Consider the following 24,726-nt stretch of genomic DNA (forward strand, 5'->3'; position numbering starts at 1 on the left):
CCTCGCGAGGGGGTGGGAGAGTAGGACGCCGCCGGACACCCATTCACGAAAGGCCCACCCCACACCGGGGTGGGCCTTTCGCATACCCCCGAACACCCACGCGGCAGCCCGAGGATCTCCCACACCCTGACGGCCACGGGGTCTGACGGTCCGCCTCGCGGCGTGCCTACCGCGCCTCGACGGACCGGACGATGCCCGCTCCCGCGCCGACGGTGTTTCCGTGTCGGCCCTGGCGTGGGCCGGCGGCCTGCCCCGATGGTCGGGCGCCGGCGGCGGCGGCACCTTGAAGACCACCGACCCCACTACTCCGTGTCCGTCGCGTCCGCGCCTCACTGACCGCCTGCACGGCGCGCGGCGGCATCCGGGACGAGGTCTGCTGGTCGGGTCCGTGGCGGGTGAGGGTGTGGCGTGGTGGCATGGGATCGCGGGGAAGACCGCGCGGTGCGCGGGGATCGACAGGGCACGCGATCGCGCCTGGGCGGGTGCCCGAGGGGGTGCCGTGTCCGTGCCTGCCGTCACATCCGGTGAGGGCCGTGCACTCGCTCTTCGAGCAGCGTGGCGTGGGAGAATACCGGTCGTGTCGGCGTCGGAAAGGAAGATCGTGAGCGATTCAGAGCGGGACGGAAACAGGGGCGGTGCGGGGGGTCGCGCATCGTCGTCCCGTGACGGCTCACGCGATCGAGCTCGCGACGGTGGTCGCGGCTCGTCCTCGTCGTCAGGGGCGTCGGGCCGTGGCGATCGCCCGCAGCGCGCGGGTGGTCCGGGCGCGCGCCAGGGCGGGGCACGGCCGGCGGGTGGTGGCTCCTCCCGCGACGGGCAGGGGGCGCCCGGCGGTCGTGGACGCGAGTACCGGGAGAACCGCGCGGGTGGTGCGGAGCGCCGGGGGCGTGCCGACGGCCCCTCGCGCGGCGACCGGGAGCGCACCGGACGGCGGCCGGAGGACGGCCGTGGGTCGGGCGACGCCCGGGGCTCGCGCGACCGCCGTGACGGCGGTGCGCGGGAGTGGCGCGACGACCGCCCCGGCCGGGGCCGCGACCAGAGCCGCGACGGCTACGGCCGACGGGAGGACCGCGGCGGGACCGCGAACCGTACGGACAGGCGAGACTCTCGGGACCGGGACACCGCCCGCGAGGAGCGTCCCCGGACGGCGCGTCGGCCGGGCGGGCACGACGCTCGCGGTGCCGGTGAGGACCGGGCGCGCCAGGGGCGTCGGCCCGATGAGCGCGAGGCTCGCGACGCGCGTGGCTCGGGCGAGCGCACCGGACGCCGTTCGGACTCGGGGTACGGCCGCACCCGCGACACCCGCGACGACCGCCCTCGCGGCCCGCGTCGCGACCGTGACGACGACCGTCGCCCCGCGCGCGGGGACCGGGACGGCAGCGGACGTCCGGACTACCGCTCCGGCGGACGACCGGACGGTGGAGGGCGCGGCCGCTCGGACGGCCAGGGGCGCGCGGCGGGTCCGGGACGACCCGCACGGCCCGCGGCGGGTGCGGAGCGGCGCCCCCGCGTCGTGGAGCCGGAGATCGCCGACGACGCGTCGATGGGTCAGCTCAGCCGCGACGTCCGCGGCCGCCTGCGCGGGCTGACCAAGGAGAACGCCGAGCGCATCGGCCTGCACCTCGTGATGGCGGGGCGGCTCCTCGAGGTCGACCCCGAGCGCGCGTACGAGCACACGCAGGCAGCGGTGCGTCGCGGCGGCCGGGTGGACGTCGTCCGGGAGGCTGCGGGCATCGCGGCGTACCGGACCGGACGCTTCGCCGAGGCGCTGCGGGAACTTCGCACGGTGCGACGTCTCAACGGCTCCTCCGAGCACCTGCCGCTGATGGCGGACGCGGAGCGTGGCCTCGGGCGCCCCGAGCGCGCGCTCGCCCTCGCCTCGAGCGAGGAGGCGCGCACGCTCGACGCCGAAGGGCGCACCGAGCTCGCCATCGTCGCGAGCGGAGCACGCAGCGACCTCGGGGAGCACGACGCCGCGCTCGCCGTGCTCGACCGGATCCCCGCTGCCGAGCGGCGCGGCGACCTCGGGCTCCGGGTGCTCCAGGCCCGCGCGGCGGCTCTGGAAGCGGCCGGCCGCGAGGAGGAGGCGGCACGGCTCTTGGCGGGGGTCGACCCGGCCGAGCTCGCGCGCGCCTCCGGCGTGCCGGAGCAGTCCGACGACGTCGTCGTCTACGACACGTACGACGAGGATGCCGTCGACGCGGACGACGCGGACGACGCGGACGACGCGGTTGCCGTCGGTGTGGACGACGACGGCGAGAGGGCTGAGGCCGAGGACGCTGCGGGGTCCGACGTCGCCGGGTCCGACACCGACCGGACGGAGCAGGCGAAGGAGCCCGGGACGGACGCGGGCCAGGCATGACGGCGTCCCTGTCGGGCAGCACGGGGCCCCTCGCAGCGGCGCACGACCTGGCCCTGGTCGACCTCGACGGTGTCGCCTACAAGGGTCACCTGCCCATCCCGCACGCAGCCGAGAGCCTGACGGCGGCACGGGCCGCAGGGCTGCGGCTGGTCTTCGTGACGAACAACGCGTCGCGCGAGCCCGAGGAGGTGGCAGGCCAGCTCACCGGGCTGGACATCCCGACCGACGCGGACGAGGTCATGACGGCGGCCCAGGCGTGCGCGGCGCTGCTGCGCACGCGACTGGAGCCCGGCGCCCGCGTGCTCGTCGTCGGCGGGGCGGGTCTGAGGACGGCGGTCGCCGGAGCGGGCCTGACGGTCGTCGACTCCGCCGACGACGCCCCCGACGCCGTCGCCCAGGGCTACGCGACAGGTCTGGCCTGGAGCGACCTCGCCGAGGCGGCCTATGCGGTCGCCGGCGGTGCCTGGCACGTGGCGAGCAACCTCGACCTGTCGCTCCCGACGGCGCGGGGCTTCGCTCCCGGCAACGGGGCGCTCGTCGGGGCGGTCGTGGCCGCCACCGGGGTCGAGCCGGACAGCGCGGGCAAGCCGTCACCCACGATGTACCGCCTGGCGGTCGACCGGGCGGGCGCGGAACGCCCGCTGGTGATCGGGGACCGCCTCGACACCGACCTCGCGGGTGCCCGCGCCGGCGGCATTCCCGGCCTGCACGTGCTGACGGGTGTGTCCACGGCGCGCGACGCCGTGCTCGCGGAGCCCGGCCTGCGCCCGGACTTCGTCGGCGCCGACCTGCGCGCCCTGCTCGAGCCGCACCCCCTCCCGGAGCGATCCACCGACGGCTGGTGGACGTGCGAGGGCCGCGCGGCACGGGTGGTGGACGGGGCGTTGGAGCTCGATCGTCGGGGCCCGCAGGGGATCGACGTCGTCCGCGCGGCCTGCGCTGCCGCGTGGGACGCCGCGGACCGAGGCGCCCCGGCGGCGGCGTCGACCGTTCCGGAGCTGCGCGCCTGACCGCGCGGTCGCGGGGACCGGGGCACGCCCCGCCGTCGTGCCGCCGCCCGGTGGGCACGGCGGCGGAGGACATCTCGGGAACGGTCGCGACGGACCTGGTCGCGGGCTGTGCGTCGTGCGCTCGACGCCCGCGCCAGCAGGTAGCGTGGACCCGGACCTCGGACTGCGGCACAGCCCGCGCGACCAGCCGCCCCTCGGACCGACGGTCCGCGCGCACCCGCCCGGGTGCCGGCGACGAGACCACGACCGTGAGCGGCAGGGAGGGACCATGACGCAGGATCAGCCGACGACCGGAGCCGTGCCCGCCGACCCGACGGCCGACCGCGCCACCGCACCCGCTGCCGAAGGTCCCGCCGCGGCCCGGCCGACACCTCGGCCTCCCCGCGCCCCCGGCGCCGATACCGGCCCGCGGACCGGTGTCGACGAGCTCGAGGGCCTGGACGACCTCCCCGTCGCCGAGCACGTGGAGCGGTTCGCCGCGGTGCACGATGCGCTGCGCGCACGGCTCGACGGCGCACCGGACGCCGGGCAGGACGACGGCCCGGCGGCAGGGCCACGGCGTTGACGGCGGTGGCACGCACGGACGTCCGGATGGACGCGGAGCTCGTCCGCCGCGGCCTGGCCCGGTCGCGCCGGCAGGCGGTCGAGCTGATCGACGCGGGCCGGGTACGGCTGGGCGACCGCGTGGTCACGAAACCCTCCGCGCCCGTGCCCGACGGCGCGTCCGTCACGGTGCTCCCGGACCCCGAGGACCAGGCGTACGCGTCGCGCGCCGGCGGCAAGCTGGCCGGGGCGCTCGACGCGCTCGCGGACGACCCCGCCGGGCAGGAGCTGCTCCGGGCGGTCGACGGCGGATGGTGCCTGGACGTCGGCGCGTCGACCGGCGGTTTCACGGACGTGCTGCTGCGCCGGGGCGCGCGGCACGTGGTGGCCCTCGACGTCGGGCACGACCAGCTCGTGCCGTCGCTGCGGGCCGACCCCCGGGTCACGGTCGTCGAGGGGTTCAACCTGCGCGACCTCACGCCGTCCGATCTGGAGCGCGCCCCCGACGTCGTGGTGGGCGACCTGTCCTTCATCTCCCTCACGCTCGTGCTGGGCCCGCTCGCCGCCGTGCTCTCCCCGGAGGGGCACGCCCTGCTGCTGGTCAAGCCGCAGTTCGAGGTCGGCCGCGAGCGGCTCGGCAGCGGTGGCGTCGTCCGCGACCCGGCCCTGCACGCCGAGGCGGTGCTCGCCGTCGTGCGGGCCGCGGCGGGTCACGGCCTGCGCGCGTGCGCGGTGGTGCCGAGCCCGCTGCCGGGGCCCAGCGGCAACCGCGAGTACTTCTGCTGGTTCCGCCCCGACGGCCAGGCCGCGGCGGCGGCCGCCGACACGGCCGAGCACGCCGTGGCGGCCGCCGTCGCCTGGCAGCCGGGCGCCCCCGACGCGCCGTCGTCCGTCCCGCCCGTCCTGCCCATCGGAGGAGCACAGTGAGCCGCCGAGTCCTCATCGTCACCCACGGGGGCCGCCCGGAGGCCGTGGCGGCGCTGTCCGAGGCCGTGCGCGAGCTCACCGAGGCGGGCTTCGAGGTCGCCCTGCACGACGACGACCTAGCCGAGTCGTTCGGCGACCACATGGCCGCGGCGCGCGCCCGGGAGGGCGTCACGGACTCCGAGGCCGTCATGGTGCTCGGCGGCGACGGCACCATCCTGCGTGCCGCCGAGCTGACGCACGGCACCGGGGTCCCGCTCCTGGGGGTCAACCTGGGGCACGTCGGCTTCCTCGCCGAGAGCGAGCGCGACGACCTGCGCCACGCGGTGCGGCGGCTGGCCGCCCGCGACTACGAGGTCGAGGAGCGCGCCGTCGTCGACGTCGCCGTGCACCTGCCGGGGGAGGAGACCCCCCGGACCGGGTGGGCGCTCAACGAGGCGACCGTGGAGAAGGCGCGGCGCGAGCGCATGGTCGAGGTCGGCATCGCCGTCGACGGTCGCCCGCTCTCGTCGTTCGGCTGCGACGGCGTGGTGATGTCCACGGCGACCGGCTCGACGGCGCACGCGTTCTCGGCGGGCGGTCCGGTGATGTGGCCTGAGGTGGACGGCGTGCTGCTGGTCCCGCTGTCGGCGCACGCGCTGTTCGCGCGCCCCCTGGTGATCGGCCCCCGCTCGACGTACACGGTCAAGGTGCTCGAGCGCAGCCCGGTCCCGGCGGTGCTGACCTGCGACGGCCGGCGGCGCATCGACCTGCCGGTCGGGTCGTGGGTGGAGGTGCGGCGGGGCGCGCTGCCGCTGCGGTTCGCGCGGCTCTCGCCCGCGCCGTTCACCGACCGGCTGGTGTCCAAGTTCTCGCTGCCGGTCGTCGGATGGCGCGAGCTGGCGGCCCAGCGCCCGGACCATCGGGCGCCGGCGCCCGGGCCGGGCGACGACGAGAAGCTCGACGAGCACGACAAGGAGGCGTGAGGTGCTCGAGGAGATCGCGATCGAGAACCTGGGCGTGATCCGCGCCGCCCGGGTGCCCCTGGCCGACGGGCTGACCGTCATCACGGGCGAGACGGGCGCGGGCAAGACGATGGTGCTCACCGGGCTGGGCCTGCTCATGGGCGGCAAGGCCGACCCCGCCGCCGTCCGACCCGGCGCGGACGGCGCCGTCGTCGAGGGACGGCTCCGCGTCGCCGCGCACCCGGGCGTCGCCGCGCGGGTCGACGAGGCGGGCGGCGAGGTCGACGACGACGGGACCGTCGTGGTGCTCCGCACGGTCGCGGCGGCAGGCCGCTCCCGCGCCCACCTCGGCGGGCGTGGCGTGCCGCAGGCCGTGCTCGCCGAGATCGCGGACGAGCTCGTGACCGTGCACGGCCAGGCCGACCAGCTGCGGCTGCGCACGGCGGCCAAGCAGCGCGAGGCGCTGGACACCTTCGCCGGCCCCGACCACCAGGACGACCTCGACACCTACCGGGCGGCGTGGTCCGAGCGTGCCGGGCTCCTGGCGGAGATCGACGACCTCACCGCGCGGGCCGCCGAGCGCGCCCGGGAGGCGGAGCTGCTGCGGCTCGGCCTGGCCGAGGTGGAGCGCGTGGACCCGCAGCCGGGGGAGGACGCCGAGCTGACCGCACTCGTGGGGCGGCTGGGCAACGCGGAGCAGCTGCGCGTCGCGGCCCAGGAGGCGCACGACGCCGTCGCCGGCGACGACGTGGAGACGGCCGGCAGCGCGGTGGAGGCGGTCGAGCGGGCGCGGCGGGCGCTGGAGGCCGCGGCCCCGGACGACCCGACGCTCGGTGGCCACGCGACCCGGATCGCCGAGGCGGGGTACCTCCTCGCCGACGTCGCGACCGAGCTGTCGTCGTACGTGAACGACCTGCAGGCGGACCCGGCGGGCCTCGAGACCGCGCACGCGCGGCTCGCCGCGCTCACGACGCTCACCCGGAGCTACGGCGAGACCATCGACGACGTGCTGCGGTGGGCGAGCGACGCCGGGCTGCGCCTGCTCGACCTCGACGACGGCGGCGAGCGGCTCGCCGGGATGCGCGAGCGCACGGCCGAGCTGGACGCCGAGCTCGCCGGCGCGGCGGAGCGGCTGACGACGGGCCGCCGCAAGGCCGCGGAGGCGCTCTCGGACGCGGTGACGCAGGAGCTGTCCGGGCTGGCCATGAAGGGTGCGCGGCTCGTCGTCGACGTCGCGCCCGCCGACGAGCCCGGGCCCTGGGGCGCCGACCAGGTCGCGTTCCTGCTCGAGCCGCACCCCGGTGCGCCCGCCCGCCCGCTGGGCAAGGGCGCGTCCGGCGGCGAGCTGTCCCGGGTGATGCTGGCCGTCGAGGTGGCGCTCGCCACCGCACGCGTGGAGGCGGGTGCGGGATCGGGGCGGGCCACGACGCCCCTGCCGACGTTCGTCTTCGACGAGGTCGACGCCGGCGTCGGCGGTCGCGCGGCGGTCGAGGTGGGGCGGCGCCTGGCGGTGCTCGCGCGCAGCACGCAGGTCGTCGTCGTGACGCACCTCGCCCAGGTGGCCGCGTTCGCGGACTCGCACCTGGTGGTGACGAAGTCCACCCCCGAGGGCGGCGGGGCCGCGGCGGACGACGGCGCCGACCCGGAGGCGGGCATCACGGTGACGGGCGTGCGCGAGGTCACGGACGACGCCCGGGTCCGCGAGCTGGCGCGGATGCTTTCGGGGCAGGAGGAGTCCGCGACCGCCCGTCAGCACGCGGTCGAGCTCCTGGAGTCCTCCACCGTGGGACGATAGGGGCGATGAGAATGATCCTGCGCAAGTCCGAGCGTGCGCCCGACGCCGGCGACGAGAACACCGACGTGACAGGGCCGGCCCGGGTCGGATCGCGGACCAAGGACCTCACGAAGCGTCTGCACGCCGGTGACGTGGCCGTCATCGACCACGTGGACATCGACCGGGTCGCGGCGGACGCGCTGGTGGCGGTCAGCCCGGCGGCGGTGCTCAACGCCGCCCGCTCGACGTCGGGCCGGTACCCGAACGCGGGGCCGGGCATCCTCGTCGACGCCGGCATCACCCTGGTCGACGACCTGGGCCCCGCCGTGATGGCGCTGCCCGAGGGCGCCGCGGTGCGGATCGACGGCGGCACCGTGGTCGTCGACGGCACCACCGTGGCGGAGGGCGTGCGCCAGTCCCCGGAGACCGTCGCGGCCGACATGGTCGCGGCGCGCGAGGGGCTGTCGGAGGAGATCGAGAACTTCGCCGAGAACACGATGACGTACCTGCGTCGCGAGCGGGACCTCCTGCTCGACGGCGTCGGCGTGCCGGACGTGCGGACGAAGTTCGACGGCCGGCACGTGCTGATCGTCGTGCGCGGCTACCACTATCGCGAGGACCTGGCGATGCTGCGGTCCTACATCACGGAGAACCGGCCGGTGCTGGTCGGTGTCGACGGCGGTGCCGACGCGATCATCGACGCGGGCTGGAAGCCGGACATGATCGTCGGCGACATGGACTCGGTGTCCGACCGTGCGCTGTCGTCGGGGGCGGAGATCGTGGTGCACGCGTACCGCGACGGCAACTCGCCCGGGCTGGACCGCGTGCAGGCGCTCGGCGTCGAGCCCGTGGTGTTCCCCGCGACGGGGACCAGCGAGGACATCGCCATGCTCCTCGCCGACGACAAGGGGGCCGAGCTGATCGTCGCGGTCGGCACGCACGCGACGCTGGTCGAGTTCCTCGACAAGGGGCGGGCGGGCATGGCCAGCACCTTCCTCACCCGGCTGCGCGTGGGCGGCAAGCTCGTCGACGCCAAGGGTGTGTCCCGGCTGTACCGCACCCGGATCTCGAACCTGCAGCTCACGCTGCTGTCCCTGGCGGGCGTGGCCGCCGTCGTCGCGGCGCTGTGGTCCACCGCCGCGGGGCAGACGCTCTTCGGGCTGATCGGTGCCCGGATCGACGACCTCGTCTCCTGGGTGGGTAGCCTCTTCGGCGGGTGACGCTGCTGCGCGCCCCCCTGGCATCCCGCCCGACCTGACCCGACCGCCCCGACCTGACCGCCCCGACCTGACAAGGAACCTCTGCCGACCGTGATCGACTTCAGGTATCACCTCGTCTCGCTGATCTCCGTCTTCCTCGCCCTCGCGGTGGGCATCATCCTGGGTGCCGGCCCGCTCCAGGGCACGCTCGGGGACCAGCTCACCGAGCAGGTGGACGCGCTGCGCACCGAGCGCAACACGCTGCGCGAGGAGCTCGGGCAGGCGCAGACCACGGCGCAGGACCAGCGGCGCTTCATCGAGACCGCAGGCGACCAGCTGGTCGCCGGGTCGCTCGCGGGGATGAACGTCGCCGTCGTCGAGGTGGACGAGGTGAGCGACGCGAGCCGGAAGGCCGTGCTGGACCAGCTGGAGGCGGCGGACGGCACGGTCGTCGCGCAGGAGCGGCTGGCCGCGTCGTGGACGTCGGCCGACGAGCTGACCATGCGGGAGACGGTCGCGGACGGGCTGCGCGAGAAGCTGCCCGCCGAGGCGGTCGAGGGAGTGATCGACGAGGACTCCGGCCCGGCCGAGCTGCTCGCGGCGTCCCTCACCGTGGCGCTCACCGACGCCGCTCCGGCGGGCGCGGGCCCGTCCTCGTTCAGCGAGGCCGCCCTCGAGCAGCAGCACCTCCTGGAGCAGGTGGGCCTCGTGGAGCAGGTGGCCGAGCCGAGCGCGCCGGCGGACGCGATCCTGCTGCTGTCGGGCGGCGCCACGGTGGCCGACGAGGAGGAGCAGACGCAGGACGCCGACCCGGAGCAGACGGGGATGGGCGCGCTCGCCGCGCTCGCGGGGACGTCCGCGGAGATCGCGGGGACCTCGGTGGTCGCCGGGCCGACGACGCAGGACGGGGACCTGATCGCCACGATCCGCGCCGACGACCGGCTCAGGGATCTGGTGAGCACGGTCAGCGGGGTGGAGCAGACGACGGGGCAGATCGTCGTGCCGCTCGCGATCGCGGCCCAGGACGCCGGCGCCGTCGACCAGTACGGCTTCGAGGAGGGCGCGTCCGTCCTCCCGCCGGTGGTCGAGCAGGGTGAGACGCAGGGGAACGGCTGATGGCGGGCGGTACCGGCATCGGCGCGCTGCTGCGCGGCGCGGCGGTCGCGGCGGCGGGCACGGCGCTCGCCCGGCGCGCGCTCGACACCGACCCGCCCGGCGGCGCCGCGCGCTGGACCCGCACCAACCACCGCGGGGAACCGGTGAGCATGCTCGAGGGCCCGGCCGTCGCGGCCGGGCTCGTCGCGGGGACCCTCGCGGCGGGCGGCGGACGGGCGCGGACCGGGGCCGCGCTCGCGACCGCCGGTGCGGCCGCGTTCGGGCTCGTCGACGACCTCGCCGAGGACACCAGCACCCGCGTCAAGGGCCTCCGCGGCCACCTGGGCGCGCTCGCCGAGGGGCGCCTCACGACGGGCGGGCTCAAGGTGCTCGGCATCGGCGCGACGGCGCTCGCCGGCGCGGCGGTCGGCACCCGTCGTCGCCCCGGCGGGAGCGCGGCAGGTCACCTGCTGGACGTCGCGGTGAACGGCGCCCTGGTGGCCGGGACGGCCAACCTGCTCAACCTCCTCGACCTGCGTCCCGGCCGGGCGCTCAAGGCGTCCGCGGCCCTGAGCCTGCCCGTGGCGGGCGGCGCGGCCGGCGCGGGGACCGGCGTCGTCCTCGGGGCGGCCGCCGTCGCGGCGCCGGGTGACCTCGCCGAGCGCGACATGCTCGGCGACGGCGGCGCGAACGCGCTCGGCGCGCTGGTCGGTGCGCAGTGGGCGTTCGGCGCCCCGCGCGGGGTGCGCCTCGCTGCGCTGGCGTCGATCGTCGGGCTCACCCTCGCGTCCGAGCGCGTGAGCTTCTCCGCGGTCATCCAGCGCACGCCGTGGCTGCGCAGCGCCGACGGCTGGGGCCGTCGTCCCGCGGCGGACCCCACCACGACGCCCGCGGCGGCGACGCAGGACGCCCCGACGGAGGAGTGACGGCATGACGTCGCGCCCGGGCGGGCTGCGGGCGGCGACCCAGACGCTCGCCGGCGCCGCCGTCATGATCACCGTCGTGACGGTGGCGAGCCGGCTGGTCGGGTTCGCCCGGTCGTTGGTGCTGTCGTGGGCGGTGGGCACCGAAGGCGTCGGCCCGGCGTACAGCGCGGCCAACCTGCTGCCGAACGTGCTGTTCGAGGTCGCCGCGGGCGGCGCCCTCGCGGGCGCCGTCGTGCCGCTGCTCGCCGGGCCGATCGCGCGGCGCTCCGCACGGGAGACCTCCGGGGTGGCCTCGGCGCTGCTCGGGTGGACCCTCGCGGTCCTCGTGCCGCTCGGCGCCCTGCTCGCGATCCTGGCCGGGCCGATCGCGGCGCTGCTCATGGCGGCCAAGCACCCCGAGCTCGTCGACGTCACCGCCACGTTCGTGCGGACGTTCGCGCTCCAGGTGCCCCTGTACGGGCTCGCGGTGGTGCTCGGCGGCATCCTGCAGGCCCACAAGCGGTTCTTCTGGCAGGCGTTCGCCCCGCTGCTGTCCAGCGTCGCCGTCATCGTCGTGTACCTCGTGTTCGTCTCGATGGCGGGCGGGAACCGGGACGACATCGAGGCGATCTCCACCTCCGCGATCGGCTGGCTGGGCTGGGGCACGACGGCGGGCGTCGCCGTGCTCGCGCTGCCCCTCGTGCTGCCGGTGCGGCGGACGGGGACGCGGCTGCGCCCGACGCTGCGGTTTCCGGGCGGCGAGGGCACCCGCGCCCGCAACCTCGCGCTGGCGGGCGTCGGCGCCCTCGTGGCGCAGCAGCTGTCCGTGCTCGCCGTGATGGGCGCGGCCCTGCAGTTCGGGCCGTCGCAGACCTTCCCCACGTACACGTTCGCCCAGCAGGTGTACCTGCTGCCGTACGCCGTGCTGGCGTTCCCGCTGGCGACGAGCGCGTTCCCGCGGCTCGCCGAGCACGTGGCGCACGGTCGCCACGACCGGTTCCGGGGGCTGCTCGCCACGACCACCCGCACGCTGCTCGTGGTGTCCGGGCTGGGCGTGGGCGCGCTGGTCGCCGCGTCGCAGGCCGTGGAGGCGGTGTTCGCGCGCATCGCGAGCGGGTCGGTCGCGGGGCTCGGCGACGCCGTCGCGTGGATGGCGCCGGGGATCGTCGGGTTCGCGCTGATCCTGCACCTGTCGCGGGCGCTGTACGCGATCGACCACCAACGGGTGGCGGTGGTCGTCACGGCGGCCGGGTGGCTGGTCGTGGCCGTGGCGGCGTTCGCGCTGCCCGCCGCGACGGGCGTCCGGGACCAGGCGGGGGTGCTCGCCCAGCTCGGGCTGGCCACGGCGGTGGGCATGACCGTCGCCGGGGCGGGCCTGCTCGCGGCCGTGGGCCGGTACGCCGGGCGCGAGGCGCTGCGGGGCGTCCCGCGGACCCTCGTCGTGCTCGTCGTCGCGACCGGGCTCGGGGCGTGGGCGGGGTCGCTGGTGTCGGGCGCGCTGCTCCCGGCGGACGCCGCGATCCTCCCGGCGCTGGGCGTCGGGGTGCTCGCCGCCGTGGTCGGGGGCGTCGTCGTCGTGGGCGGCTTCCTCCTGGCCGACCGGTCCGCCGTGACGGGGATCGTGCGGCGCCGCGGCCCCGCGCCGTCGGACGAGCCGGCCGAACCGGCCGACCGACCCGCGGAGTGACCAGACACACCGCGGGGCCCGCGTGCCGCCGTCCGACCCGCTGTTAGGATGGAGTTCCGTGGCCGACACCGCGAACAGACTCCAGCCCCGCTCCTCCAGCCGTACGGGTGCCACGCACCAGACGCGGCACATCTTCGTGACGGGCGGTGTGGCCTCGTCTCTCGGCAAGGGACTCACCGCCTCCTCGCTCGGGCGCCTGCTGCGCTCGCGGGGCCTGCGGGTCACGATGCAGAAGCTCGACCCGTACCTCAACGTGGACCCGGGCACGATGAACCCGTTCCAGCACGGCGAGGTCTTCGTCACCGAGGACGGCGCCGAGACCGACCTCGACATCGGTCACTACGAGCGGTTCCTCGACGTGGAGCTGCCGGCCTCCTCGAACGTCACCACCGGTCAGGTCTACTCCCGCGTGATCGCCAAGGAGCGCCGCGGCGAGTACCTCGGCGACACGGTCCAGGTGATCCCGCACATCACGGACGAGATCAAGTCGCGCATGCGTGACCAGGCGGGCCCCGACGTCGACGTGATCATCACCGAGATCGGCGGCACCGTCGGCGACATCGAGTCCCAGCCGTTCCTCGAGGCCGCGCGCCAGGTGCGGCACGAGCTCGGCCGTGACGACTGCTTCTTCCTGCACGTCTCGCTCGTGCCGTACATCGGCCCGTCGGGCGAGCTGAAGACCAAGCCGACCCAGCACTCGGTGGCCGCCCTGCGCTCCATCGGCATCCAGCCCGACGCGATCGTGCTGCGGGCCGACCGCGTGGTCCCGGAGTCGATCAAGCGCAAGATCGCGCTCATGTGCGACGTCGACAACGAGGCCGTCGTCAACGCGGTCGACGCGCCGAGCATCTACGACATCCCGCGCGTGCTGCACGCCGAGGGCCTGGACGCCTACGTCGTGCGCCGCCTCGACCTGCCCTTCCACGACGTCGACTGGGACGGCTGGAGCCAGCTCCTGGAGCGCGTGCACGAGCCGGAGCACAACGTCGAGATCGCGCTCGTCGGCAAGTACATCGACCTTCCCGACGCGTACCTGTCGGTGACCGAGGCGCTGCGCGCCGGCGGCTTCGACAACGACGCGAAGGTGGGCGTCCGGTGGGTGGCCGCCGACGACTGCCAGACCCCCGAGGGCGCGCAGGAGGCGCTGGAGGGCGTCGACGCGGTGCTGGTGCCCGGCGGGTTCGGCGTGCGCGGCATCGACGGCAAGGTCGGTGCCCTGCGCTGGGCGCGCGAGAACCTCGTGCCGACGCTGGGCATCTGCCTGGGCCTGCAGTCGATGGTCATCGAGTACGCGCGCAACGTGCTCGGTCTCGAGGACGCCTCGTCGACCGAGTTCGACCCGAACAGCACGCACCCCGTCATCGCGACGATGGCCGAGCAGCTGGCGATCGTGGGCGGCGACGGCGACCTGGGCGGCACCATGCGCCTCGGGGCGTACGACGCCCACCTCGGAGCGGGTTCGGTCGTCGCCAAGGCGTACGGCAGCGAGCGGGTGTCGGAGCGCCACCGCCACCGGTACGAGGTCAACAACGCGTACCGCGCCCAGCTCGAGGAGGCCGGCCTGGTGTTCTCGGGCACGTCCCCCGACGCGCAGCTCGTGGAGTTCGTGGAGCTGCCCGCAGACGTGCACCCGTACTACGTGAGCACCCAGGCGCACCCGGAGTTCAAGTCGCGCCCGACCCGCTCGCACCCGCTCTTCTCCGGGCTGGTCGCGGCGGCGCTCGAGCGCCAGGGCGCGTGACGGCGCCCGACGGCGCACCGGGGGCCGGCCCGTCCGTCGTGGACGAGCCTTTCCCGCGGCCGGTGCTGCGGCACGAGGTGCTGCAGCACGGCCGCATCGTCGACCTGGTGCGCGACGACGTCGACCTCGGCGCCGCGGGCACGGTGACCCGGGAGTACGTGGTGCACCCGGGCGCGGTCGCGGTCGTCGCGCTCGACGACGCCGACCGGGTCCTGCTGCTGCGGCAGTACCGTCACCCGGTGCGGGCGCGGATGTGGGAGGTCCCGGCCGGGCTCCTCGACGTCGACGGCGAGCCCCCGGCGGAGGCGGCCGCCCGCGAGCTCGCGGAGGAGACCGACACCACCGCGGTGCGGTGGCACGTGCTCGCCGACTTCGCGTCGTCGCCCGGCAGCAGCGACGAGGCGGTGCGCGTCTTCCTCGCCCGCGGCCTCGGCCGGGTGCCCGACGCCGACCGGCACACGCGCACGGGCGAGGAGTCCGAGATCGAGCTCCGGTGGGTGCCGCTGGACGAGGCGGTCGCCCGGGTGCTCGACGGCAGCCTGCACAACCCGTCGGCCGTCGTGGGCGTCCTCGCCGCGGCGACGAGCCGTGCGGGCGGGTGGGCGTCGCTGCGGCCGGCGGACGCCCCCTGGCCCTCGCGGCGGGGCGCCTGAGCGGCCGGTAGGCTCCACAGGCGTGCGTGACGCCCTCGACCCCGATCCCGCTCCCGACGACCCGTCGGCGGGCGCGCCCGGGGTGCGGGTCCTCGGCCCGGTCCGGGTCGCGGGTCCGGACGGAGCCGAGCGCGCTCCCCGCGGGGCACGTGCCGCGGCGCTGGTCGCGCTCCTCGCCCTCGCCGGGCACCGGGGCGTCTCCTCCGGCGTCCTCGTCGACCGGCTGTGGCAGGAGTCGCTTCCCGGCGACCCGCGGGCCGCGCTCCAGAACCTCGTCTCGCGGCTGCGTGCGGTCGCCGGCCGCGGTGTCGTGCGCGCGACCGAGACCGGCTACGCCCTGGGCGTCACCTCCGACCTGGACCGGGTGCGCGACGGGCTGACCCGGGCGCGCCGCGAGGTCGTCTCGGGAGACCCGGCGGTCGCCCAGGCGACCGCGGAGGACGCCCTGCGCCTGTGGGCCGGCACGCCCGGCGGCGACCTCGAGGGCGGCGAGTTCGCCGACGTCGCGCGCGAGCTGGCGACCGTCGCGCAGCGCTGGCGCGACGAGCTCCGTCTGGTGCGTCGTGACGCGGCCGAGGCCGCGGGCCAGCACGCCGTCGTCGCCGAGGCCGCCGGGGCGGACGTCGCCGCGGACCCCATGGACGAGGACGCCGCCCGCGCGCTCATGGGGGCCCTGGGCGGGCTCGGCCGGCCGGCGGAGGCGCTGCGCGTCTTCACCCGCCTGCGGTCGGTCCTGGTGCGCGAGCTGGGCAGCGAGCCCGGCCCCGCCACCGTCGCGCTCTACGAACGCCTCGCCGCCGACGTCGCCGGGGACGGCACGCCGGCGGTGCCGTCCCCAGCCCCGTCCACGGCCGTGCCGACCGGCGCGGGGGGAGCGGCCGCGGCGCCCGCCCGTGCGCCCGCCGGGACGGCCCGCGGCCTCCGGCGCTACCCGACGCCCCTGCTGGGACGCGAGGCCGACGTCGCCGCCGTCCGTGACGCCCTCGGGGCGGCGCGGCTCGTCACGGTCCTGGGGCCGGGCGGGCTGGGCAAGACGCGGCTCGCGCAGGAGGTGGCGCGCCGCGCGGTCGACGACACGGGCCTCGTGGTCGTCGTCGAGCTGGTCGGCGTGCGCTCCGACGACGACGTCGTCCTGGCGCTCGCCGACGCGCTGGGCGTGGCGCCCGGCTCGAGCACCCTGCGCCTGGCCGACCGGCTCCAGGCCGGCGACCTGGCGAGCCAGGTCGCCGCGCGGCTGCGCGACGCCGACGCGCTCGTCGTCCTGGACAACTGCGAGCACGTCGTGGAGGGGGCCGCCCGGTGGGCCGGCACGCTGCTGGACGTCTCGTCGCGGCTGCGGGTGCTGGCCACCAGCCGGACGCCGCTGCTGCTGGAGGAGGAGTCGACGTACGCGCCCGCGCCGCTCGGTGCCGACCCGGACGGCGAGGACGGCGGCCCCGCGGTGCGGCTGTTCGTCGAGCGGGCCCGCGCGGTGCGCCCTGACGCGCTGCTGGACCGCGCGGCGGTCGCGCGCCTGTGCGACCGCCTGGACGGCCTTCCGCTGGCCATCGAGCTGGCGGCCGCGCGCGTGCGGACCCTCAGCGTCGCCGAGGTCGAGGCGCGGCTCGACGAGCGGTTCGCCCTGCTCCGGGTGCGCGACCGCTCGGTGCCCGACCGGCACCGCACGCTCGAAGCCGTGCTCGACTGGAGCTGGAACCTGCTCACGGCCGGGCAGCAGGCGCTGTGGCGGCGTGCCGCGACGCTCCCCGACGGCTTCTCCGCGGAGGCGGCGCGCGCCCTGCTGCCCGGCGTGCCCGGGTGGCAGGTGGACGACGACGTCACGGCGCTGGAGCTGCAGTCGCTGGTGCGCGTCGAGGAGGCCGACGGCGCCACCCGGTACCGGATGGTCGAGACCGTGCGGGAGTTCGGGCTGCTGCGGCTCGCCGCGGCGGGGGAGGAGGCGGCCGCCGACGCGGCCGTGCTCGCGTGGTCGCTGACGGTGTCCCGGCGGTGCGCCTCCCGGATGCTGAGCCCGCGCCAGCGCGACGCCGTCGCGGAGCTCGGCCGGGAGCAGGAGAACCTGCTGTTCGCGGTGCGGCGCGCGATGGAGCTGGGCCGGCCCGACGCCGTGGTGCACGGCTTCGTCGGCCTGCTCGGCACCTGGGCCGTGCGCGGCGCGGAGGAGCGCGTCATCGGTCTGGTGCCCGGGGTGCTGCACTCCCTCGAGGGGTGGGCGGTGCCCGAGGAGCATGCGGACGCCACGGCGATCGCGCTCGAGGCGATCGCGGCGGCGTCGGTCTTCGGCGTCCCCGGCGAGGCGGCGCGCCCGCTGGCGCGCCTGCGGCGGTTGCTGCGTACGAGCGGGTCGGTGGGGTCGCGCACGCGAGAGCTCGCGGACCTCGTCCTGGCCAGGACCCCCGAGGACGTGCAGGTCGTGCTCACCCGGCTCCAGGGGTCGGACGACGGGTACACCGCCCTGCTGGGGCACATGTTCGAGGCGCAGCAGCGGGAGAACGACGGCGAGATCGCGCGGGCCGTCGAGCTCGCGCGGGCGGCGCACGACGTCGCGCGCGGGATCGACGACGCCGCGGCGTCGGCCATGACGGCGATGGTCCTCGCGTCGTTCCTCGCGGAACGGGGCGAGTCGGCCGAGGCGGTCCGCTGGGTCGCCGCCGCGAAGCAGGGCGTGATCGCGATCGGGGCGGAGGAGATGCAGTGGCAGGTCCGCTGGATCGAGCTCGGCGCCGCGCTCACCCTCGGTGATCTCGGCACGGCCGAGGCCGTCGTCGCGTCGATGGTCCCCACCGTCGAGGGCGCGCACGGCGGGCGGGAGGCCCAGGCCCGCGGCGTCGTCGAGCTCGGTCGCGGCGAGCTGGCGTGGGCACGCGGCGACCGCACGTCGGCGCTCGCGCACCTCGCGCGGTCGCTGGAGACGTTCGGCGCGGGACAGCCGGAGGGGGACGCCGCGCCGTGGTTCCTCCTGCTGGCGTCGGCCACCCTGGTCCGGCGGGTGCAGGCGGGGGCCGACGAGGCCGGCCTCGCGCGCCGGATCGTCGGCGTGGGTCGGAAGGTGCGCGGCGGTGGGCGCGGCTTCGTCGACCGGCCCGTGCTGGCGACGTCGTCGGTCGGCGTCGCGTACTGGGCCTGCCTCGTCCCCGCGGGGTCGGGCGACCTGGACCCCGGGCGGGTGACGGAGGGCGTCGAGCTGCTGACGATCGCCGGCCTGCTGGGGGCGCGTCAGGACCTGCCCGCCCTGCGGCTCGACGCGCTGCGCGCGGAGGTGGTCGACGCCCTTGCCGCGCACGGCGCGGACGTCGTGCGCGCGGGGGAGCGGCGGGCCGAGGCCCTCGACCGCGGCGACCTGGTGGCGCGCGCGGACGAGCTCCTGGTCCGCCTCGTGGGGGAGGCGGACCAGGAGCTCGGGCACCACGGGCCGGATCAGGCCTTCTTCATGTAGCTCCGCACGGCGAGCGGGGCGAACACCGCCACGACGACCGCGCAGCTCAGCAGCGCGATGCCGACCTGGCCGGTCACGCTGCCGGTGCTGGCGAGGTCACGCACCGCCGTCACCAGGTGCGACACGGGGTTGACGTTGACGAAGCCCTGCAGCCAGCCGGGCATCGTGTCCACCGGGACGAACGCGTTGGACAGGAACGTCAGCGGGAAGAGCACCAGGAACGAGATGCCCTGGACGGACGACGCGGAGCGGCCGATGACGCCGAAGAAGGCGAAGATCCAGCTCAGGGACCACGCGCAGACGATGACCAGCAGGCCTGCGAGCAGCACGCCGCCGACGCCACCGCCCGGTCGCCAGCCCATCACGAGGCCCATGACGATGGTCAGCGTCGTGGCGATGAGGTAGCGGACGAGGTCCGCGACCAGGGCACCGGCGAGCGGGGCGATGCGGGCGATGGGCAAGGACTTGAACCGGTCGAACACGCCCTTGTCCATGTCCTCGCGCAGCTGGGTGCCGGTGACGGCGGAGGCCGTGATGACGGTCTGCACGAGGATGCCGGGGATGATGACGGGCAGGTAGGCCGCGATGCTGCCGGAGATCGCCCCGCCGAAGATGTACGTGAACATCAGGGTGAAGATGATCGGCTGCACCGTGACGTCGATGAGCTGCTCGGGCGTGCGGCGGATCTTGATGAGGCCGCGGCGCGCCATGGCGAGGGAGTCGGACACGGCCTGACCGACGGTGACGCGGTTGCGCAGGGTGCGGTCGGCGCCGGGGACGATGCGTCCGCCGCGGACCTGCGCCGGCGCGGTGGTGAGGGTGGTCATGCGGAGATCTCCTCGAGCTCGGGGGAGCCGGCGGCGGCGCTCGCGGACCGGTCCGTCGCGGACTGGTCGGTGGCGTCGTGGCCGGTCAGGGTCAGGAACACCTCGTCGAGGGTCGGCTTGTCCATCGACAGGCCGTCGAGGTCGATGCCGGCGCCGCGCAGGCGGACCAGCAGGTCGGTCACGCGGGCAGGGTCGGCGACGGGCACGGTGAGGCGTCGGGCCTCGGGGGAGACCGTCGCCGCGACGCCGAGCACCTCCTGCACCGCCACCTGGGCGGCGGGGGCGTCGTCGGGGCGCACGAGGGCGAGCTGGAGGGACTGCTGCCCGACCGACGACTTGAGCTCGTCGGCGGTGCCCTCGGCGACCACGCGGCCGCGGTCGATCACGGCGATGCGGTCGGCGAGCTGGTCCGCCTCGTCGAGGTACTGCGTGGTGAGCAGCACGGTCGAGCCCGTCGCGACGAGGCGGCGGATGGTGTCCCACATCTGGGCGCGGGTGCGCGGGTCGAGGCCCGTGGTGGGCTCGTCCAGGAAGAGCAGCGGGGGCTGCGCGATGAGGCTCGCGGCCAGGTCGAGGCGGCGCCGCATGCCGCCGGAGAAGTTCTTCAGCGGGCGCGCGGCGGCGTCGGTGAGGCTGAACTCCTCGAGCAGGTCGCGGGTGCGTCGCGTCGCGGCGGAGCCCTTGAGCCCGTTGAGCCGGCAGAACAGCAGGAGGTTCTCGGTGGCGCTGAGCGTCTCGTCGACGGACGCGTACTGCCCCGTGACGCCGATGAGCTGTCGCACGACGAACGGCTCGCGCGACACGTCGTGGCCGAAGACGGACGCCCGGCCGGCGTCGGGCCGCAGGAGCGTCGCGAGCATGCGGATCGTGGTGGTCTTCCCGGCGCCGTTCGGGCCGAGGACCCCGTAGACCGTGCCGGTGGCGACCTCGAGGTCGACCCCGTCCACGGCGCGGTTGTCGCCGAAGGTCTTGACGAGGCCCTCGGCCTCGATCGCGGTGGTGGTCATGGCACCACCGTGCGGGGTGCCGCTCCCAGCGTGCTGTCACGGCGCTGTCACGCGCTCGCACGCCTGCCGTCGGCGACCTACGGCACCTGCCAGGGCAGCGCGGCCACCCGGCGCCGGATCTCCTCCACGGGCCTCGTCGCGTCCGGGAGGTCCACCCCGTCGACCGAGGCGACGGCGACGATGCCGATCGAGTTGACGAGGAACGCCCCCGCGAAGCGGCCCAGGTCGTCGACGTGCACGGCGGCGGTCCGGGACGGCGTCGTCTCCTCGACCAGGGCGAGTCCGGTGCCGCGCAGGTGCGGGGCGTCGGGCCAGGTCACCTCGCCCGCCGGCCCGAGGAGGCCGACGTTGGCGATCGTCGACTCCGCGACGGCGCCGTCCGGGCCGACGAGCAGCGCGTCGTCGTAGCCCTCGCGCCCCACCTGCCGCGCCCACTGGGCCTGCGCGAAGCCGCCCAGGTGCTTGAGGTGCGCGAACGGGCGCAGGTACGGCACGGAGCGCAGGCGCTGGGGAAGGGTGGGCGGACGGCGGGGGCCGGCCACCTGCACGGCGACGTGGTCCGGGTCGCGCAGCACGACCCGCACGGAGGCGTCGGCCCGCCCCGCGAGCGCGTGCCGCACGAGGCGGCGGACCCGGTCGCCGTCGAGCCCCTGCCCGAAGATCTCGCGGTGCGCGGCGTCGAGCCGCGCGAGGTGGTGGCTCAGTCCCTGCACGCCGCCGCCGCGCACCTGCATGGCGGTGAAGTGGCCGTCGGTGGACACGACCTGCTCGGCCGTCGCGGGGCGGCCGTCGACCTCGATGTGCACGGCGCCACGGTAGCGCGGCGGCCCGGGGACGCCGGGCGTCAGGACCGGGTGCGCAGCCGCAGGACGGCGTTCGCTGTGGCCCAGGCGAGGCAGCCGGCGCCCACGAGGTGGAAGCCGACGAGCAGCTCGGGCAGGCCGGTGAAGTACTGCACGTAGCCGATGAGACCCTGCGCCAGGGTGACGGCGAGCAGCAGCCACGCGCCCTTGCGGGCCGCGGCGACGCGCGGGCCGGCGGCCGCGCGGTGCAGCAGCACCAGCAGCACGACGAGCGTGACGAGGAACAGCCACACGGACTCGGAGTGCGCCCGGGTCATGGTCAGCGGGTCGAGCGCCAGCCGGTACCCGACCGTGTCGTCGCCCGAGTGCGGACCGGAGCCCGTGACGAGCACGCCCAGCGTGACGACCGGGATGAGCAGCAGGCCGAGCAGGGAGCCGACCGTCGCGACGCCGCGGCCCGCGACGCGCTGCGGGGGGCCGTCGCCCTCGCCGTGCCGGTGCAGCAGGTACGCGCTGAACCACACGAGCGCCACGGAGACGCCGAAGTGCAGGGAGACCCAGCCCGGGTGCAGGTGCAGCAGCACCACGATGCCCCCGATGACCGCCTGGGTGAGCACGCCCGCCAGGGGCACGATGCCGAGGGCGCGGTAGGACTCCGACCGGCGGCGGTCCGTCCAGACCAGGAGCAGCACCATGACGCCGATGACGCTCAGCACGCCGGTCATGGTCCGGTTGCCGAACTCGACGAACGAGTGGATCGAGGACGCCTCGTGGAACACGGGGGTGAAGTGCCCCGGCTCGCACATGGGCCAGGTGGAGCAGCCGAGCCCGGAGTCGGTGAGACGCACCGCGCCGCCCGTGCCGATGACGAGGATCTGCCCGATGACGTTCGCCAGCAGCACGCCGCGGGTCCAGGGGCGGAACCGGGCGAGGCGGTCGGGGCGGTCGGTCCGGTCGGGCGTGGCGCCCGCGCCCGCCTCGGGGGCGGGCGCGGCGGGGCTCGGCGAGGTCACGGGTCCACGCTATCCCTCGGTCCGGGCCCCTCGGGCGGCGACGGCCGCCCCGCGATGTGACGTTGGCCCGGTCGGGTCAGCGTCCGGTCACTGCCACCGGAAGAAGCGGGCCGCGGCCCACCCGAGCAGCGCGGTCCAGGCGGCGAGCACCACGAGGGCGAGCGCGGGGACGCCGGTGCCGAGCAGGGCGCCGCGCATCGCCTCGCCGAGCGCCCCCGAGGGCAGGAACGTCGCGAGGTGCTCGAGCGCGCCGGGGAGCTGCTCCGGCGGCACGAGCAGCCCGCCGCCCACGACGAGGAGGACGAGGACGAGGTTGGCGAGCGCCAGCACGCCCTCCGCGCGCAGCGTGCCGGCCAGCAGGAGCGCCAGCGCGGTGAAGCACGCCGTACCGAGCAGCCCGACGCCCACGGCCGCCAGGATCCCGCCCGCCGCGGGCTGCCAGCCCAGCGCGAGCGCGACCGCGCCGATCACCACGACCTGCACCACCTCGACCGCCAGGACGCCGAGCAGCTTGCCGGCGAGGAGCCCGCCGCGGCCGAGGGGCGTCGTCGCCAGCAGCCGCAGCACGCCGTTACGACGGTCGAACGCGGTGGCGATGGCCTGCGAGGTGAACGTCGTCGAGACGCAGGCGAGCGCGAGGACGCCCGGCGTCACGAAGTCGATGCGGGCCAGGCCGCCGGTGTCGATCTCGACGACGCTGGTCCGCGTCAGGCCGAGGAGCACCATGACCGGGAGCACGATCGTGACGAGCAGCTGCTCCCCGTTGCGCAGCACGGCCCGGGTCTCGAAGCCTGCCTGCGAGAGCACGCGCCGCCAGGCGGGAGCCGCGACGGCGGGGGCAGGGCCGGTGGTGGTGGTCATCGCAGGTGCCGTCCCGTCAGGTCGAGGAAGACGTCCTCGAGCGTGCGCCGGCCCACGGTGAGCCGGCTCGCGAGGACGTCGTGGTCGGCGAGCCACGCGGTGAGGGCGGCCAGGGTGCGCGGCCCGACGGGACCGGCGACGACGTACGAGCCGGGCTGCGGCTCGGTCACCGCCCAGGGCCCCCGCTCGCCGACCGAGCCGGACGACGAGCCGGACGACGAGCCGGACGACGGGTCGAGCGTGGCGTCGAGGGCGCCCACGACGGCGGCCGGGTCCAGCCCCGCGACGGCGTCGAACCGGAGCGTGCGGTCGTCCTGCGCGTCGGGGGAGAGGAGCTCGGGCACGCTGCCGCTCGCGATGACGCGGCCGTGGTCGACGACGTGCACGCGGTCGGCGAGGTCCTCGGCCTCGTCCATGAGGTGCGTCGTGAGGACGACGGCGGTGCCCTCGTCGCGCAGCTCCCGTACGAGGTCCCAGACGGCGTGCCGGCTCTGGGGGTCCATGCCCGCGCTCGGCTCGTCGAGGAAGACCACCTCGGGCCGTCCGACGACCGCCGCCGCGAGGGACAGCCGCTGGCGCTGACCGCCGGACAGCCGACGCACCGTGGTCCGGGCGAACGAGCCGAGGCCGAGGCGCTCGCCGAGCTCTCCGAGGTCCCGCGGCGCCGCGTACATGGAGGCGACGTGGCGCAGGACCTCGCCGGCGCGGGCGCCGGTGGGCAGGCCGCCGTCCTGGAGCATGACGCCGACGCGGGGGCGCAGCGCGCGCGCGTCGGCCACCGGGTCGAGGCCGAGCACGCGCACGGAGCCGCCGTCGGGGGAGCGCAGCCCCTCGCAGCACTCGACGGTCGTGGTCTTGCCCGCGCCGTTCGGGCCGAGCACGGCCGTGACCGCTCCGGCGTCGGCGACGAGGTCCAGGCCTGCGACGACGTCGCGCCCGTCGTAGCGTTTGACCAGGCCCCGCACGCGGACGGCGGCCCCGGCGACGGGGTCGACGGAACCGGCGCGCAGGTCCTCGGCAGAGTGCGCGGACGGCGTGACGCCGTCCGCGCCCGATGGCGCGATCGAGGTGGGCACCGGAAGATTCTACGGACGTCGCCCGGCCGGGTGGCGCACGCTCGTACGACTCGAGGAGCAGGACGGACATGACCTTCTACGCGTTCACGCCGCCCCAGGACGTCGCCGCGCTGGCGCGGCGGCTCTGGTACTGGCCGGTGGTGCGGGGCGTGCTCGCGCTGCTGTTCGGCCTGCTGGCGATCTTCCTGCCGGACAAGACACCGACGGTGCTGGTCCAGGTCTTCGGGGTGTTCGTGCTGGTCGACGGCCTGGTGAGCATCGTGGACGGGATCCGCCGGCGCGGGACGTCCGCGGGCTCGGTCAACACGGGCATCGGGATCGTGGCGCTGGTCTTCGGCGCGCTCCTGCTGCTCCTGCCCAAGGTGTTCCTCGGCGTCGTGCTGATCCTCGTGGCCATCTGGGCCCTGATCTTCGGCCTCCTGCAGCTCTTCGTCGTGCCGGCCATGCGGCGGCGCGGCGGGGCGTCGTGGGTGTGGAACCTGCTCGCCGGCCTGCTGCTGGTGGCGCTCGCGGTGGTGTGCTTCGCCAACCCGCCGAAGGCGATCGTGGGCCTGTCGATCGTGATCGGTGTGTTCGCGGTGGTCATCGGGATCGTGATGGTCGCCCTCGGGATCAAGCTGCGCCAGCTCGGCCGGCAGGGGCCCGGCGGGGGCGCGGGCGGCCGCCCGGGCGAGGTCATCGAGGGGCACATCGTCACCGACGAGTGACGTTCGCGACACCGGGGCTCCTGGGGACCCCGGTGAGGCTTGCCTTGCTTGACATCCTGGATTACGCAACAAGGATGTTCCCTATATCGACGTCGTTCCCGGTGGTCGAGGTCTGCAGTGGGAGACCCGCCCCCGGGTGGTCCACGAGCCGGATGGGGG

Annotated in this window: 20 protein-coding genes; 14 read left to right on the plus strand and 6 right to left on the minus strand. The window is 76.0% G+C overall.

Annotation, left to right across the window (positions count from 1 at the left end; translation table 11 throughout):
* The first annotated feature begins 1,543 nt into the window (after window positions 1-1,543).
* The 13 genes from ACFQ8E_RS16800 to ACFQ8E_RS16860 all read left to right on the plus strand — a co-directional run bounded on the left by ACFQ8E_RS16800 (window position 1,544) and on the right by ACFQ8E_RS16860 (window position 18,273).
* On the plus strand, window positions 1,544-2,362 hold the full coding sequence (locus tag ACFQ8E_RS16800) for a hypothetical protein (RefSeq protein WP_430551712.1): 819 nt from the start codon (window positions 1,544-1,546) through the stop codon (window positions 2,360-2,362).
* Window positions 2,359-3,372, plus strand: a complete 1,014-nt coding sequence (locus tag ACFQ8E_RS16805; RefSeq protein WP_430551713.1) for an HAD-IIA family hydrolase — start codon at window positions 2,359-2,361, stop codon at window positions 3,370-3,372. The genes ACFQ8E_RS16800 and ACFQ8E_RS16805 overlap by 4 nt, the downstream gene beginning before the upstream one ends.
* Before the next feature lie 268 nt (window positions 3,373-3,640).
* On the plus strand, window positions 3,641-3,937 hold the full coding sequence (locus ACFQ8E_RS16810; protein WP_430551714.1) for a hypothetical protein: 297 nt from the start codon (window positions 3,641-3,643) through the stop codon (window positions 3,935-3,937).
* Window positions 3,938-3,942: 5 nt separating this feature from the next.
* The gene (locus ACFQ8E_RS16815; RefSeq protein WP_430551715.1) at window positions 3,943-4,842 is read left to right on the plus strand and encodes a TlyA family RNA methyltransferase; all 900 of its coding nucleotides are present in this window, start codon (window positions 3,943-3,945) and stop codon (window positions 4,840-4,842) included.
* Window positions 4,839-5,804 carry an NAD kinase gene (locus ACFQ8E_RS16820; protein WP_430551716.1) on the plus strand — a complete coding sequence of 322 codons (966 nt, stop codon included), beginning with the start codon at window positions 4,839-4,841 and terminating at the stop codon, window positions 5,802-5,804. Before ACFQ8E_RS16815 ends, ACFQ8E_RS16820 begins: the two co-directional genes overlap by 4 nt.
* A gap of 1 nt (window position 5,805) precedes the next feature.
* Window positions 5,806-7,578, plus strand: coding sequence for a DNA repair protein RecN (gene recN, locus ACFQ8E_RS16825; RefSeq protein ID WP_430551717.1), 1,773 nt, complete (start codon window positions 5,806-5,808; stop codon window positions 7,576-7,578).
* Between the two features lie 5 nt (window positions 7,579-7,583).
* The gene (gene steA / locus ACFQ8E_RS16830; protein ID WP_430551718.1) at window positions 7,584-8,777 is read left to right on the plus strand and encodes a putative cytokinetic ring protein SteA; all 1,194 of its coding nucleotides are present in this window, start codon (window positions 7,584-7,586) and stop codon (window positions 8,775-8,777) included.
* Between the two features lie 90 nt (window positions 8,778-8,867).
* A complete protein-coding gene (locus ACFQ8E_RS16835) occupies window positions 8,868-9,872 on the plus strand; it encodes a copper transporter (RefSeq protein WP_430551719.1) in 1,005 nt (334 codons plus the stop codon).
* Window positions 9,872-10,777 (plus strand): hypothetical protein, encoded by a 906-nt coding sequence (locus ACFQ8E_RS16840; RefSeq protein ID WP_430551720.1) that lies wholly within the window; start codon window positions 9,872-9,874, stop codon window positions 10,775-10,777. Before ACFQ8E_RS16835 ends, ACFQ8E_RS16840 begins: the two co-directional genes overlap by 1 nt.
* 4 nt (window positions 10,778-10,781) lie before the next feature.
* Window positions 10,782-12,443 carry a murein biosynthesis integral membrane protein MurJ gene (gene murJ / locus ACFQ8E_RS16845; RefSeq protein ID WP_430551721.1) on the plus strand — a complete coding sequence of 554 codons (1,662 nt, stop codon included), beginning with the start codon at window positions 10,782-10,784 and terminating at the stop codon, window positions 12,441-12,443.
* Window positions 12,444-12,501: 58 nt separating this feature from the next.
* Complete coding sequence (locus ACFQ8E_RS16850; RefSeq protein ID WP_430551722.1) at window positions 12,502-14,184, plus strand: CTP synthase; 1,683 nt, start codon at window positions 12,502-12,504, stop codon at window positions 14,182-14,184.
* On the plus strand, window positions 14,181-14,837 hold the full coding sequence (locus ACFQ8E_RS16855) for an NUDIX domain-containing protein (protein ID WP_430551723.1): 657 nt from the start codon (window positions 14,181-14,183) through the stop codon (window positions 14,835-14,837). The genes ACFQ8E_RS16850 and ACFQ8E_RS16855 overlap by 4 nt, the downstream gene beginning before the upstream one ends.
* A 22-nt stretch (window positions 14,838-14,859) precedes the next feature.
* Window positions 14,860-18,273 carry an ATP-binding protein gene (locus ACFQ8E_RS16860; protein WP_430551724.1) on the plus strand — a complete coding sequence of 1,138 codons (3,414 nt, stop codon included), beginning with the start codon at window positions 14,860-14,862 and terminating at the stop codon, window positions 18,271-18,273.
* Here the strand turns inward: ACFQ8E_RS16860 and ACFQ8E_RS16865 are convergent.
* The 6 genes from ACFQ8E_RS16865 to ACFQ8E_RS16890 all read right to left on the minus strand — a co-directional run bounded on the left by ACFQ8E_RS16865 (window position 18,255) and on the right by ACFQ8E_RS16890 (window position 23,794).
* A complete protein-coding gene (locus ACFQ8E_RS16865) occupies window positions 18,255-19,100 on the minus strand; it encodes an ABC transporter permease (protein ID WP_430551725.1) in 846 nt (281 codons plus the stop codon). The two genes, ACFQ8E_RS16860 and ACFQ8E_RS16865, sit on opposite strands and share 19 nt — an antisense overlap.
* On the minus strand, window positions 19,097-20,107 hold the full coding sequence (locus ACFQ8E_RS16870; protein ID WP_430551726.1) for an ATP-binding cassette domain-containing protein: 1,011 nt from the start codon (window positions 20,105-20,107) through the stop codon (window positions 19,097-19,099). The genes ACFQ8E_RS16865 and ACFQ8E_RS16870 overlap by 4 nt, the downstream gene beginning before the upstream one ends.
* 77 nt (window positions 20,108-20,184) lie before the next feature.
* A complete protein-coding gene (locus ACFQ8E_RS16875; RefSeq protein WP_430551727.1) occupies window positions 20,185-20,913 on the minus strand; it encodes an aminotransferase class IV in 729 nt (242 codons plus the stop codon).
* 38 nt (window positions 20,914-20,951) lie between these two features.
* The gene (locus ACFQ8E_RS16880) at window positions 20,952-21,923 is read right to left on the minus strand and encodes a heme A synthase (protein WP_430551728.1); all 972 of its coding nucleotides are present in this window, start codon (window positions 21,921-21,923) and stop codon (window positions 20,952-20,954) included.
* 87 nt (window positions 21,924-22,010) lie between these two features.
* Complete coding sequence (locus ACFQ8E_RS16885; RefSeq protein WP_430551729.1) at window positions 22,011-22,784, minus strand: ABC transporter permease; 774 nt, start codon at window positions 22,782-22,784, stop codon at window positions 22,011-22,013.
* Window positions 22,781-23,794 carry an ABC transporter ATP-binding protein gene (locus ACFQ8E_RS16890; protein WP_430551863.1) on the minus strand — a complete coding sequence of 338 codons (1,014 nt, stop codon included), beginning with the start codon at window positions 23,792-23,794 and terminating at the stop codon, window positions 22,781-22,783. The genes ACFQ8E_RS16885 and ACFQ8E_RS16890 overlap by 4 nt, the downstream gene beginning before the upstream one ends.
* A 134-nt stretch (window positions 23,795-23,928) precedes the next feature.
* Between ACFQ8E_RS16890 and ACFQ8E_RS16895 the strand changes: the two genes are divergently transcribed.
* Window positions 23,929-24,567: an HdeD family acid-resistance protein gene (locus ACFQ8E_RS16895; protein ID WP_430551730.1), complete on the plus strand. Its 639-nt coding sequence runs from the start codon at window positions 23,929-23,931 to the stop codon at window positions 24,565-24,567.
* Window positions 24,568-24,726: the final 159 nt, after the last annotated feature.

It is taken from the genome of Isoptericola sp. NPDC056573, assembly GCF_042793335.1.
In the GTDB taxonomy this organism is placed as follows: Bacteria; Actinomycetota; Actinomycetes; order Actinomycetales; family Cellulomonadaceae; genus Isoptericola.